General features: G+C 32.8%; 13 protein-coding genes and 1 pseudogene. All 14 read left to right on the plus strand.

Annotated elements, in window-relative coordinates; translation table 11 throughout:
* The first annotated feature begins 26 nt into the window (after positions 1-26).
* Entirely contained in the window at positions 27-1,766 is a 1,740-nt protein-coding gene (locus tag HMPREF0077_RS08700) for an ABC transporter ATP-binding protein (protein ID WP_001114256.1), read from the plus strand.
* Positions 1,759-3,468: an ABC transporter ATP-binding protein gene (locus HMPREF0077_RS08705; RefSeq protein WP_004837644.1), complete on the plus strand. Its 1,710-nt coding sequence runs from the start codon at positions 1,759-1,761 to the stop codon at positions 3,466-3,468. The genes HMPREF0077_RS08700 and HMPREF0077_RS08705 overlap by 8 nt, the downstream gene beginning before the upstream one ends.
* A 2-nt stretch (positions 3,469-3,470) precedes the next feature.
* Entirely contained in the window at positions 3,471-4,976 is a 1,506-nt protein-coding gene (locus tag HMPREF0077_RS08710) for an ABC transporter ATP-binding protein (protein ID WP_028078446.1), read from the plus strand.
* Between the two features lies 1 nt (position 4,977).
* Positions 4,978-5,682, plus strand: a complete 705-nt coding sequence (locus HMPREF0077_RS08715) for an energy-coupling factor transporter transmembrane component T (protein ID WP_025194627.1) — start codon at positions 4,978-4,980, stop codon at positions 5,680-5,682.
* Positions 5,683-5,692: 10 nt separating this feature from the next.
* Positions 5,693-6,277: an MptD family putative ECF transporter S component gene (locus HMPREF0077_RS08720; RefSeq protein WP_004837646.1), complete on the plus strand. Its 585-nt coding sequence runs from the start codon at positions 5,693-5,695 to the stop codon at positions 6,275-6,277.
* Positions 6,278-6,542: 265 nt separating this feature from the next.
* Positions 6,543-6,959, plus strand: a complete 417-nt coding sequence (locus HMPREF0077_RS08725) for a sigma-70 RNA polymerase sigma factor region 4 domain-containing protein (protein WP_001074477.1) — start codon at positions 6,543-6,545, stop codon at positions 6,957-6,959.
* A gap of 83 nt (positions 6,960-7,042) precedes the next feature.
* The gene (locus tag HMPREF0077_RS08730) at positions 7,043-7,372 is read left to right on the plus strand and encodes a DUF3847 domain-containing protein (RefSeq protein WP_009346081.1); all 330 of its coding nucleotides are present in this window, start codon (positions 7,043-7,045) and stop codon (positions 7,370-7,372) included.
* Between the two features lie 244 nt (positions 7,373-7,616).
* Positions 7,617-9,269: a MobQ family relaxase gene (gene mobQ / locus HMPREF0077_RS08735; protein ID WP_040349673.1), complete on the plus strand. Its 1,653-nt coding sequence runs from the start codon at positions 7,617-7,619 to the stop codon at positions 9,267-9,269.
* A 2-nt stretch (positions 9,270-9,271) separates the two neighbouring features.
* A complete protein-coding gene (locus HMPREF0077_RS08740) occupies positions 9,272-10,024 on the plus strand; it encodes a phage replisome organizer N-terminal domain-containing protein (protein WP_000774837.1) in 753 nt (250 codons plus the stop codon).
* 173 nt (positions 10,025-10,197) lie between these two features.
* Complete coding sequence (locus HMPREF0077_RS08745) at positions 10,198-10,521, plus strand: hypothetical protein (RefSeq protein ID WP_001222543.1); 324 nt, start codon at positions 10,198-10,200, stop codon at positions 10,519-10,521.
* Between the two features lie 71 nt (positions 10,522-10,592).
* Positions 10,593-11,600, plus strand: a complete 1,008-nt coding sequence (locus HMPREF0077_RS08750; protein WP_000797005.1) for an ORF6N domain-containing protein — start codon at positions 10,593-10,595, stop codon at positions 11,598-11,600.
* A 109-nt stretch (positions 11,601-11,709) separates the two neighbouring features.
* On the plus strand, positions 11,710-11,895 hold the full coding sequence (locus tag HMPREF0077_RS08755; RefSeq protein ID WP_000545053.1) for a transposon-encoded TnpW family protein: 186 nt from the start codon (positions 11,710-11,712) through the stop codon (positions 11,893-11,895).
* Positions 11,896-11,906: 11 nt separating this feature from the next.
* Positions 11,907-12,716, plus strand: a pseudogene (locus HMPREF0077_RS08760) (VirD4-like conjugal transfer protein, CD1115 family); the annotation flags it as partial.
* Between the two features lie 83 nt (positions 12,717-12,799).
* On the plus strand, positions 12,800-13,330 hold the full coding sequence (locus tag HMPREF0077_RS08765; RefSeq protein ID WP_231723899.1) for a DUF7010 family protein: 531 nt from the start codon (positions 12,800-12,802) through the stop codon (positions 13,328-13,330).
* The last annotated feature ends 83 nt before the right edge of the window (positions 13,331-13,413 follow it).

The raw sequence follows: 13,413 nt of genomic DNA on the forward strand, positions 1-13,413 counted from the left end.
ATTCAATTTTGAAAGGAGAGTTGTTCATGCCGGAAAAAGAATTAAGGAAAAAAGTGATTGGGAAAAATAGTTTATCCAATTCACTTCTTGCTTTAAAAATAGTATTTGATTTGATACCACAAATCTTACTTGTATATTTGATTAGTTCTTTAATCACAAACAATATTAACGAAGGTAATTTAAAGTATATATTCTTGGGAATCTTTATATCGTTTGTATTAAAAGGAGTGTTTTATTATTTTGCAACAAAGGTTGCCCATGAGAAAGCATACGAAAAATTAACAGAACTTAGGTTAGATATTATCGGTCATCTGAAAAAACTAAGTTTGGGATTCTTTAAAGAACATAATACAGGAGAGCTTACCAACATTGTTCAACATGATGTAGAGCAAGTGGAAGTATACCTTGCCCATGGTCTTCCTGAAATAATGGCAGTTACACTTCTGCCTACCATTATTTTTGTAGCTATGATTTTTGTTGATTGGCGTCTTGCTCTTGGAATGATTGCTGGAGTTCCACTCATGTATTTGGTAAAAGTTCTTTCACAGAAAACAATGGATAAAAACTTTGCTATTTACTTTAACCATGAAAATAAGATGAGAGAAGAGCTAATGGAATATGTAAAAAATATTTCTGTGATTAAGGCTTTTGCTAAAGAAGAGGAGATTAGTGAAAGAACATTAAAAACGGCAAGAGAATATATTTACTGGGTTAAAAAGAGCATGGGAGCAATTACAATTCCAATGGGACTCATTGACATATTTATGGAAATTGGAGTAGTTATTGTCATGATTTTGGGAAGTATATTTCTTTACTATGGAAATATTACAACCCCTAATTTTATACTTGCCATTATTTTATCGTCTGCTTTTACTGCATCTATAAGTAAGACGGCTACATTGCAACATTTTTCTATTGTGTTTAAGGAAGCACTAAAGGCGATTGGAAAAGTTTTAACAGTTCCGCTTCCAAAGAAAAAGACAGAACAAGGTTTAGAATTTGGAAATATAGAATTTAAAGATGTGAATTTTGCATACGGAAAAGATAGCTTTGAGCTTAAAAATATCAATTTGAATTTTAAGAAAAATAGTTTGAACGCCTTTGTAGGAGCAAGTGGTTGTGGGAAAAGTACTGTATCTAATTTGCTTATGGGATTTTGGGATGCAGATGAAGGACAAATACTGATAAATGGAAAAGATATAAAAGAATATAGTCAAGAAAATATCTCAATGCTGATTGGTAGTGTGCAACAAGAAGTTATCCTTTTTGATTTAAGTATTTTTGAAAATATAGCAATTGGAAAACTAAATGCAACAAAAGAAGAAGTCATAGAAGCTGCTAAAAAAGCAAGATGCCATGATTTTATTTCAGCATTGCCAAATGGATATGAAACACGAGTAGGTGAAATGGGAGTTAAGTTATCTGGTGGAGAAAAACAAAGAATCTCCATAGCAAGAATGATACTGAAAAATGCACCGATTTTAATATTAGATGAAGCAATGGCAGCTGTTGATAGTGAAAATGAAAGACTAATCGGCGAAGCAATTGACGATTTAAGCAAGGATAAAACCATTATTACAATTGCTCATCATCTAAACACAATTAGAGATTCAGACCAAATTATAGTTATGGATAAGGGTGTTGTTCTTGATGCAGGAAGCCATGAAGAGTTGATGAAAAGATGTGAGTTCTATAAGGATATGGTTGAAGCACAGAACAAGGTAGATAGATGGAATTTGAAAGAGGTGGTAACAGAAAATGTTTAGAGAAATGTTAAAGCTGCTTACAAAAACCGGCAAGAGAGATTTGATTATATCAAGTGTATTCTTTGCCCTTTATGGACTAAGCTCCATAGCCATGATTGTTATCGTATTTTCTATACTGTTTCAGATATTTGATGGGACGAGTTTAGCAAGTTTATATAAAGGTTTTATTGCAATTGGGTTACTTGTAGTATTCAAAGGCATTTGTAATATGGTTGCAGATATGAAAAAGCATAGTGCAGGTTTTGATATTGTTCAGCAAATCAGAGAACGCATGATTATTAAATTGAAAAAATTCAGTTTGGGATTTTATACCAATGAAAGACTGGGAGAGATCAATACAATTTTACACAAAGATGTTGATAATATGTCTCTTGTTGTAGGACACATGTGGTCGAGAATGTTTGGCGATTTTTTGATAGGTGCAGTCGTATTTATCGGTCTTGCAAGTATTGATTTCAAACTTGCTATTCTAATGGCTGTATCTGTTCCGATTGCACTTGTCTTTCTATATCTGACAATTAAGCAATCTGAAAGAATAGAGAATCAGAATAATTCAGCACTTCTTGATATGGTTAGCTTATTTGTTGAATATGTTAGAGGAATACCTGTACTAAAGAGTTTTTCAAACAATAAAAGCTTGGATAATGAGCTTATGAACAAGACAAAAAAGTTTGGAGAAACAAGCAAAGTAGCTTCAAGATTCAAGGCAAAACAGCTATCTATATTTGGGTTTTTATTGGATATTGGATATTTAGTTCTTTTAATTGCAGGAGCAATACTTGTTATAAAGGGAAGTCTTGATGTACTTAATTTTATTATCTTTGCAGTAATTTCAAAAGAGTTTTATAAGCCGTTCGCTTCTATGGAACAACACTATATGAACTATGTTTCGGCGGTAGATAGTTACGAAAGACTTTCAAGAATTTTATATGCAGATGTAATCCCGGATAAAGTGAATGGAATTGTTCCGAAAGATAATGATATAGCTTTTGATAACATTGGATTTTCCTATGAAAAAGATGAATTTAAAATGGAAAAATTGAGCTTTTCTATTGCTGAAAAAACAATGACAGCCTTAGTTGGAGAATCAGGTAGTGGAAAGACCACTATAACCAACTTACTTCTAAGATTTTATGATGTGCATAAAGGAAAAATTACACTCGGAGGAATTGATATAAGGGATATTCCTTATGATGAGCTTTTAGACCGTATTAGCATTGTCATGCAGAATGTTCAATTGTTTGATAACACGATTGAAGAAAATATCAGAGTAGGTAAAAAAGGAGCTACAAAAGAGGAAATCATTGAAGCTGCAAAGAAAGCAAGAATACATGATTTCATTATGAGTTTACCAAAAGGTTATGAAACTGATATTGGCGAAAATGGAGGAATTTTATCAGGTGGACAAAGACAAAGAATATCTATTGCAAGAGCTTTTCTAAAAGATGCACCGATTTTAATTCTTGATGAAATGACAAGTAATGTTGATCCTGTAAATGAATCTTTGATACAGGATGCTATTACAGAACTTGCAAAGAATAGAACTGTACTTGTAGTGGCTCATCATTTAAAAACAATTCAAAAAGCTGACCAAATTCTCGTATTTCAAAAAGGAAATTTACTTGAAAAAGGAAAGCATGGTGAACTTCTTGCGAAAAATGGTTACTACACAAAATTATGGAAAGCTCAGTACGAGGTATAATCATGATTTTGTTAAAAAATGTTTCTTATGAATGGGAAGATGGGCGAACTGCTTTAAAAAATATCAATCTTGAAATTAAAAAAGGTGAATTTGTTTTAATTTCAGGGAAAAGTGGAAGTGGTAAAAGTACTCTTGGAAGTGTAATGAATGGTCTTATTCCACATTATTACAAAGGCAAAATGCAAGGAGAAGCCTTTGCGTCCGGAAAAGATATAAGCAAATTATCGCTTCATGAAATAGGGCGTATTGTAGGTACTGTATTTCAAGATCCAAGAAGTCAATTTTTCACGACAACGACAGATGAAGAAATAGCTTTTGGGCTTCAAACTATCTGCAAATCAAGATATGAAATCAAACAGAGAGTAGAAGAAGTATATGCAGAGCTGGATATTGAGGAACTGAAAGGAAAATCTGTTTTTGAATTATCAAGCGGGCAGAAACAAAAGATAGCTATTGCAAGCATCTATGCAATGAATCCGAAAGTTTTAATTTTAGATGAGCCTTCAGCAAATTTGGATATGAAAGCAACATTTGACCTATTTTTAATTTTGGAAAAATTAAAGAAAAAGGGAACAACTGTTGTTCTAATTGAACATCGTTTGTACTATGTAAAATCTTTATTTGACCGTTTTCTTTTGGTTAAAGATGGAGAGATTGCACAGGACTTGAGTCGGGAAGAAGTTATCCATCTTGAAGGGAAGTTTTGGGATGATAATGGACTAAGAACTCTTGAATTAAAAGAATACAGGATAAGTGAGAAGAAAGATTTATATCAATTAAATGATGAAAGTATCAGTGGGAAAGGCTTGAAATTTTGTTACCCAAGTGCAACTAAGGTTGGAAATAAGCAAAATCAATACATCTTAAATCATCTTGATTTCAATATGGAGTGTGGAAAAGCCATTGGTCTTATTGGGTTAAATGGTACTGGGAAAACTACTTTTGCAAGGGTAATTTCAGGACTTGAGAAGATAAAAGAGGGGAAAATATGGGCGGAAAAAGATAAAGAGTTGAATCGTAAAGATTTAATGGATATGTCATATTTTGTATTTCAGGATTCAGACTATCAGTTATTTTCGGAAAGTGTACTTGATGAAATGCTGCTTGGTATTTCAAATAAAGATAAAAAAGAAAATACCCAAAAGGCAAAGTCTATTTTGAATGTTCTTGGCTTAGATAAATATATAGATAAGCATCCGTTTGCTTTATCAAGAGGAGAAAAACAAAGACTGACAATAGCTTGTGGAATGATGAAACAGGCAAAAGTTTTCATCTATGATGAACCAACATCAGGTTGTGATAAAGACTCAATGCTTTCAGTCGCAAAACTGATTGAAGAACAATTAAAAAAAGGGATAACAGTTTTGGTAATAAGTCATGATTTTGAGTTTTTAGCGAACACAGTGAGTAAGCTCTGGGTAATGGGAGATGGAAAAATAGAAAGTGTTTTGAATATGAGTGAAAGTAATAAAATTCTCATATTGGACAAGATGAGAGGAGGTAGATAACTTGATGGATAGAAAAACAGTCGATCCGAGAATAAAACTTACTCTACTTCCAATTGTTGGATTTACGAGCTTTTTTATAAGCGATACAATTCTACTTTTCGGACTGATTCTCTTTGCCTTTTTTCTGTATGTATACAGCAGTATGTGGAAAAGAGCATTACGCTTTATTTTGTTTTTTGTGATTTTATACTGCATAGAGTTATGGCTTGGAAAGTTTTGTGAAGCAAGTATCGTATTTGCAATATATATGTTTATTTACTTTGCATCAAGGATGACCTTAATTGCTATGTTTGGTGGATATATAACAAAGACTACAAGTGTAAGTGAAATGCTTGAAGCATTAAATAGAATGAAAGTACCAAGAAGCATTGGTATACCTTTTAGTGTTTTGCTTAGGTTTGTACCAACTATAAAAATAGAACTCAAGGCATTAAAAGAGAATATGAAGATTCGAGGAATCGTAACAAGTAGATTTTTCCCCTTGCTACATCCAATTAAATATATTGAATATACGCTTGTTCCGCTTTTAATGAGAATGATTAAGATTTCAGATGAACTGTCAGCTTCAGCACTCATTAGAGGACTTGATAGTGATGAGAACAGGGTTACATTAACAAAATTGAGGTTTAGAACAACGGATTTGTTGATTGGACTATTAGGAGCTTTGATGATTGCTCTTGTGATAGTAATACAGAAAATTTATTAGGAGGACTTTTATGAAAAACAAATTAAATGGTCGTTATTTTATTACAATCGGAATCTTTAATGCAATTGGAATTGTCATATACATGGCGGTTGCATTTGCTATGGCAACAACAGTGATTGGAGGATTTATTGCTTCAGGAGTTAGCTTTATGGTAGCTGCTACCGTTTATATCCTTATGGCTTTGAAAGTTAAAAAGAAGGGCGTATTTACAATATCAGGAACGCTTCTTGGTTTAATTGCATTGTCAGGAGGACATTTGCCTCATGCAGTCTTTGCTGTAATCGGTGGAATTATATGTGATTTGATTATAGGAAATTATGAGAGCAAGGGACGAATGATTATTGGATATGGGATATTTGCATTAGCGGATTTTTTAGGGACAGTAATTCCTGTGATTTTATTCGGAACAGCTTCTTTTGTGGAAAGAGCATCAAAATGGAAAATGAGTGAAGCACAAATAAATGAAGCATTATCTTATTTCAAAGTTTCATGGGCAGTAGGCTTTGCCTTGATAACATTTGTTCTTGCTTGCATAGGAGCATTCGTTGCAACAAAGATACTCAAAAAGCATTTTGAAAAAGCAGGAGTGATTTAATAATAAATTTACTTAGGAGGGAAAATAATGGAGGGATAATTATGTCAAAACTTATAGTTTCGGTTTTCACAGAACGATATAATTATCCTTTTTTATTCTTGGAATTGCTTACACATAGCAATAATACTTTACCAGAAACGACCAAATAGAAAATTATATAAAACATTAGTTTTTAAGCCGAGAGGACTTTTTACGCCAAAGTGTAGAAGTCCTCCTTTTTTATTCTCAAAACCAAAACAGAGAACTTAAAAAGGAGGATGACTAAGTGGCAAAGAAAGAATATTACCTTTATGTAAAAGGCAAAGCCGTACCTGTAAGTGAAGAAGTCTACAAAGCCTATTGGAAGATAACAGAGCATGAAAAGTATCTCCAAAGAAAAGATTGGAAGCATAATGTAATACCATTTTCGGCACTGGATCATGATGGACACTTTGTAGATAACATCATAGATGAAAAGATAGACTTAGAAAAAATTGTAGAAGTAAAAATGCGAATTGAAGAACTTCATAAAGCATTAAATACTCTTACAAAAGAAGAACGAGAACTAATGGAAGCCATCTTCTACAAAGAAGAAAGTCTAAGGTCAATCAGCAGAAGAGAGAAAGTTACACATCAAGCAATCAGTGGGAGGAGGGATAGGATTTTAGAAAAACTGAGAAAGATTTTAGAAGATAAAATCTAAAAACTTGGAAAGGTTAAGTGTCAAAAAAGGTGCTTAACCTTTCTTTATGGAAACAAGCAGATACCAAAACGGAGGAATTAAAAATGAAGAAAGAAAAAACATTGCAGGAAGTACAGGAACAAATTTCTGAACTTCAGGAAGAAAGAGAAAAGTGCGATGTAAAGCTGAAACAATTACAAAATCAAGGCAAAAAATTAGAAAAACTGGCAAATGAAAAGGAACGAAAAAGAAGAAATCACAGGCTCATACAAAGGGGATTGATAGTAGAAAGGGTCATTAAAAATCCTCTAATATTTACCAATGAGGAGATAGAAAAACTGTTAAATATCTCTACTCACACAGAAGAATACAGACAAGCCTATGAAGAAATGATAAATGGGAAAGATATGGAAGATGAAACAGACATAGAGTAGATAAAATAAAAGACCTTAGTTTTTTCAGAAGCTCCCTGCAAGGGCAAAAAGCTTCGCAGAACGCAAAGCACCCTTTAGGGTGTATAATTGCGCCCTTAGAAAAACTAAGGGATTTTAGCAAGTCTTTAAAAATCCAAAACTTAATAAAAACATACGGATAAAGTAGATAGGAAAAGATACAAAAAATAACCTGTCTGCTTTTTCCTTTACCTGAAAACAAACAAAAAATGAAAGGAGCTTAAAAGTGGTAGAAACATTTCACTTTAATATTTCTATGATAAGCAGAGGAAAAAGTAAATCGGCAGTTGCAAGTGCAGCATATATCTCTTGTGAGAAAATCAAAAATGAATGGGACGGAGAAGTTCACGATTACCATAATAAAAAGGGACTTTTACATTCAGAAATCTTCTTGCCGGAGAATGTTCCCATAGCATTAAAAGATAGAACTACATTATGGAACAGCGTTGAACTAAATGAGAAAGCAAGCAATGCACAGCTTGCAAGAAATTTTATCATTGCTCTACCAAAAGAATTATCCTTTGAAGAAAACAAGAAACTCATTACCGACTTCATACAAGAACATTTTGTATCAAAAGGAATGATAGCAGACCTTGCAATTCATGATGAAAGTGATGAAGAAAATAACAATATCCATGCACATATTATGACTACTCTTAGACCGATTAATAAAAAAGGAGAGTGGCTGGCAAAAAGCAAAAAAGAATATGTTCTTGATGAAAAGGGAGAAAAGATAAAACTAAAAAGTGGTAATTACAAAACAAGAAAAGTAGAGCTGACAGACTGGAACGATAAAGGCAACGCAGAGAAATGGAGAAAGAATTTTGCAAGCCTTTGTAATCAGTATTTAGAAAAAAATCATCAGGAAAAGAGAGTAGATCATCGTTCCTACAAAAGACAAGGGATAGAAGAAATCCCAACCATTCACATGGGAGCAAGTGCCAGTGCCTTAGAGAAAAAAGGAATCGAAACCGACAAAGGAAATATCAATAGAGAAATCAAAAAGCATAACTCTTTAGTAAAAGCCATCAAGAACAAGATAAAAGAAATCACCTCTTGGATAGACTCTTTACTTGGAAATCTGCAAGCAAAATACGATGAGTATAAACAGACCAAGAAAGATGAACTGGAGAACAAAGCGGAACTCTTTAACCTCTATGAGTATATTTCTATCTACAACGAGATACAGGGAGAAAAAACAAAAAATTTATCCTACTACGGACAGATAAAAAAGGGAAATGCAGACCTAAAGAGATTTGTAAAAGCAATCTACTATTTGAAAGATAATCATCTTCAAACCATAGCAGACCTACAAGGAAAAGTCTTTGAACTGGCAAAGCAAAGTAAAAAGATAAGTGGTGATATTCAAGATAAAACACAAAGAATAAAAGACCTAAATCAATGTGTAAGCTGCATAGACGCTATCAGAGAAAACAAAGAAGTCTATCAGGAATACAAAAGCAAGACACTATTCAAAGACAGTTTTTACAATTCCCATAAAAAAGAAATAGACAGATACCAAAGAGCAAGAAAGATCATAGAAAAATTTACTGGAACATCAGCTATAAAGTCGAGTGATTGGCAGAAAGAAATATCAAGCCTTGAAAATCAGATACAAGAGCTAACCAAAGATAAAGCTAAAGTTCAAGACGAATTTAAGCAGATAGACCATATCAAATATGCAGTAAAGATTGTCAATGAAGAGTATGGAATAGACCTAAGCATAGAGATAGACAAGGCAATTAAGAGAGGAGATAAACCAAGTGTGATTGCACAACTGAAAAAATTCCAAGAGCAAGAGGAAATAAAGGGGCAGTACAAACAAAAAGCCAAGGAAAAGGCTAAAGAAAATTATAAAAATAAAGGGGAGGAAAGATAAAAATGGCAGACAACAGAAGATACTATTGGTTAAAATTGAAAGAAGATTTTTTTACAGATAAGAGAATCAAAAGGCTAAGAAAAATATCAGGAGGAGATACCTATACAATCATCTATCTTAAATTGCTTTTACTTAGCTTAAAAGATAGTGGGAAGCTGTATTATGATGGAGTAGAAACAGACTTTATCAAAGAGATTGCCTTAACGATTGATGAAACGGAAGATGATGTAATGGTTACAGTAAATTATATTATAGCACAAGGCTTGATGGAGATAATCACAGAAAATGACGAGTATTTTTTAACAGAAATCCCAAGTCTTATAGGTTCAGAAACAGCTTCTACAAGGCGTTCAAGAAAATCGAGAGGACAAAAAGCGTTGCAATGCAACACTGGTGCAACACCTTGCAACCTTTTGCAACAAAACTGCAACGGAGATATAGAGATAGATAAAGAGATAGATATAGAGTTAGAAAAAGAGGGGGAGATAGAAAAAATATCCCCCAACCTTTATGGAGAATATAAAAATGTTTCCTTAACTGATGAAGAATATGGAAAATTAAAGGATAAAATGCAAGGTCATAGGGATAAAATGATAGAGAAGCTGTCAACCTATATGCAAAGTACAGGAAGAAACTACAAAGACCATTATGCGACCTTAGTTCATTGGTATGAACAGGACAAAGGGAAATTAAAGGAAAACAGTAAATCAAAAGTATATACCTTTGAAGATTATGACAAGGGTGAACACTTGTAGACTTCGCATAAGACGGTGGAAAGGTGTTTTTAGAGCGTTAATCATAAAATAGATATGAGACTATAGCTAAGTGTAAAATAGGGCTTAAAATTGCAGTATGGAAAAAATATCGTATTTATGATAAAATGATAATGATATGGTAATAAACTCAGTTATAAGGAGAGGATATATAAATGCGAATTCAATTTACTGTAACCGATGAAGAACTTGACATTTTAACTAAAAAAGCAATAGAGGGAGGTTTCCCAAGCGTTACTGAATATTGTAAGTGTAGTAGTTTACAAGAAAATACAAGCTATGCTGACCTATATACTACCTTATTAAACAAAATTAGCTCTTTACCAAAGGACAAAGAATTTGTTTTGAGAGAGTTAATCGCAACACCTCCGGCATTGATTGGCAGATGGTTTTATGAAAATGTAAATAAGGGACTTGTAAAAAATGTGGAACACATCGGAAAAGCTGAAGGCGGAGTAGAAAAATATAAAAGAATATAAGACTTATTCAAAAAGCTACGCAGTGCGTGGCGAATTGGAAAAGAATTTAGATAATGTTGGAGGTGCATTTCATGGCAGAAGAAAATAAAGAGATAGTTATTGTAGATGATAAAACTATACAAGAAAAAATATATCTTATTCGTGGGCAAAAAGTAATGCTTGATGCAGATTTAGCTGAAATATATGGTTATGAAACAAAAAACTTTAATAGACAGGTGAAAAACAACGCAGAAAAATTTGAAGGTGAAGACTTCATGTTCCAATTAACGGACGAAGAAATGGTAGAACTTTCAAGGTGCAAAAATTTCACCTTGAACAGAGGGACTGGTAGAGGAAGTAATATTAAATACAATCCTTATGCCTTTACAGAACAAGGTATTTATATGCTGATGACTGTATTAAGAGGTGAACTTGCTGTTAAGCAAAGCAGAGCTTTAGTTAGAACATTTAAGCAAATGAAAGATTTTATCATTGAAAACCAAGATTTTATCGGTTCAAAAGAATTAGTTCAAATAGCAGTACAGACAAATCAAAATACAAAGGATATAGCTGAAATAAAGTCGCAAATGGCTACAAAAGAAGATTTGAAAAAGGTTATGGATAATTTTATAGATCCGGACACATACAAGCATTTCCTTTTAATGAACGGAGATAAGATTGAAGCAGATGTTGCCTATACCAAAATATATAAGTCTGCAAAGAAAAGCATTTATGTGATAGACAACTATATAGGCTTGAAAACCTTAGAATTATTAAGGGCTGCAAAAGACAATGTTGAAATTATAGTCTTTAGCGACAATGTGAAGAACAAGGATATGCTTACAAAAAATATCCTTAACGATTTTAGAAAAGATTACCCTAATATTAATCTGAAGATGAAAATTGCAGGTAAAAAGTATCACGATAGATATATTGCCATTGACTATGGAACAGACAGTGAAGCCTTTTATCTTTGCGGAGCTTCATCAAAAGATGCAGGAAATAAAATATCAAGTATTACAAAGATAGAGGAATCTTCCAAGGATATGTATCATACGATGTTTGGCGGAATGCTGAACAATAAGGATTTGAAAATTTAATATGTAAATGGTAAAGCGTTATTCAATGAATAGCTATAAGACTTGCGAAAGGCGGTAGAAATAAAATTCTATCGTCTTTTTTAATTGCAACTAATAGGAGGAAAATAATATGCACGAAAACAGAAATGAACAAAATACTGGAACAAAGACCATAAAGAAGATAGGAAGGGCAACTTACGAGGTTGTAGTCCATTTTAATGAAAATGCGACTGAAACCATGCAAGATAAATTGAAAAGGATAATGCTTAGGGAAATGGAGAGAGAAAAACATCAAAAAGTCGATAAAAATGATTAGAAAGTCCTTGACAAGTTGTTACAGGAAAAACTGCTAAGTCAATTCTCATATCATGTGGAGCAAGACTTGCACCTTTTGATATAAGAGAGCTTAGAGAACCAATGAGCGAAGATGAACTAGAGCTTGATAAAATTGGAGATAGGAAAACTGTTTTGTTCGTAATAATATCTGATACAGATGATACATTTAATTTTGTAGTTTCAATAATGTATTCTCAGCTATTTAATCTACTATGTGATAAGGCAGATGATGTATATGATGGAAGCCTTCCAGTTCATGTTAGGTGTCTACTTGATGAGTTTGCAAATATAGGTTTAATTCCTAAATTTGAGAAACTAATAGCGACAATTCGTTCAAGAGAAATATCAGCAAGTATAATTCTGCAAGCACAATCTCAATTAAAGGCAATCTATAAAGACCATGCAGATACAATAGTTGGTAACTGCGACTCAACACTCTTTTTAGGAGGAAAAGAAAAAACAACAGTAAAAGAATTATCTGAAACCTTAGGAAAAGAAACCATAGACATATATAACACATCAGAAACAAGATCCAATCAAAAATCTTTTGGTCTAAATTACCAAAAAACTGGCAAGGAACTTATGAGTCAAGATGAAATAACTGTAATGGATGGTGGTAAGTGTATATACCAACTTAGAGGAGTAAGACCTTTCTTGTCTGATAAATTTGATATTACAAAACATAAGAATTATAAGTTATTGGAAGATTATGATGAGAGAAATGTTTTTGATATTGAAAAGTATGTTACACGAAAGGGTAAAGCTAAGATAAATGGTAATACAGTGATAACCAGATTGTAATATTTACTGTAAGAGTCTACACATGCGAGGGACTATATTATATAATAGAACTAGATAAATTAGAATTTGTGGAGGAGAAAATGATGGATAAATTAAGAAAAGAAATTGCAATTCAGCAGAAAAAAGGATTACCATTTATCATGGCATCGGTGATTATATGGCTTCTGATAGTACTTGTGTCAATTTTAGATATCAATATGAATATGAAAAATTTATTGGTGTTTTGCTGTTCATGCCCATTATTACCGCTGTCTTGGCTAATTGGTAAACTTATAAAGGTGGATATCTTTTCAAAACAAAATCCACTTGGACAATTAGGCTTCATTTTCACCTTAAATCAAATGGTTTATTTATTAATCGTTATGTGGGTGTTTAGTGCGGTTCCGGAAAAGATGATTATGGTATACGCTATGGTGTTTGGAGCACATTTATTTCCATATTCATGGTTGTATCAATCAAAGGGATATACAGTTGCTGCAATTTCCATTCCGATGATTTCTTTGATTTTAGGATGTGCATTAAACGGCACAACGGTTGCTGTTGCGGTATGTATTATTGAGATAGTATTTGCTTGTGTATTACATATGGAATTAAAGAAAATGGGAGATAACTAAAACAAATCCCAGTTTGTCGAGTCAAATAATTAAATAGAAACGCAAGAGATGATAGATAATTAAACTCTATCGTCTTTTTTTAT

The sequence above is a fragment of the Anaerococcus tetradius ATCC 35098 genome, from assembly GCF_000159095.1.
GTDB classification, from domain to species: domain Bacteria; phylum Bacillota; class Clostridia; order Tissierellales; family Peptoniphilaceae; genus Anaerococcus; species Anaerococcus tetradius.

Coding starts and splice junctions, on each gene's coding strand:
- HMPREF0077_RS08765 (WP_231723899.1), top strand. CDS start 12,800: ATGGATAAATTAAGAAAAGAAATTGCAATTCAGCAGAAAAAAGGATTA.
- HMPREF0077_RS08745 (WP_001222543.1), top strand. CDS start 10,198: ATGCGAATTCAATTTACTGTAACCGATGAAGAACTTGACATTTTAACT.
- HMPREF0077_RS08750 (WP_000797005.1), top strand. CDS start 10,593: ATGGCAGAAGAAAATAAAGAGATAGTTATTGTAGATGATAAAACTATA.
- HMPREF0077_RS08700 (WP_001114256.1), top strand. CDS start 27: ATGCCGGAAAAAGAATTAAGGAAAAAAGTGATTGGGAAAAATAGTTTA.
- HMPREF0077_RS08705 (WP_004837644.1), top strand. CDS start 1,759: ATGTTTAGAGAAATGTTAAAGCTGCTTACAAAAACCGGCAAGAGAGAT.
- HMPREF0077_RS08720 (WP_004837646.1), top strand. CDS start 5,693: ATGAAAAACAAATTAAATGGTCGTTATTTTATTACAATCGGAATCTTT.
- HMPREF0077_RS08730 (WP_009346081.1), top strand. CDS start 7,043: ATGAAGAAAGAAAAAACATTGCAGGAAGTACAGGAACAAATTTCTGAA.
- HMPREF0077_RS08710 (WP_028078446.1), top strand. CDS start 3,471: ATGATTTTGTTAAAAAATGTTTCTTATGAATGGGAAGATGGGCGAACT.
- HMPREF0077_RS08755 (WP_000545053.1), top strand. CDS start 11,710: ATGCACGAAAACAGAAATGAACAAAATACTGGAACAAAGACCATAAAG.
- HMPREF0077_RS08740 (WP_000774837.1), top strand. CDS start 9,272: ATGGCAGACAACAGAAGATACTATTGGTTAAAATTGAAAGAAGATTTT.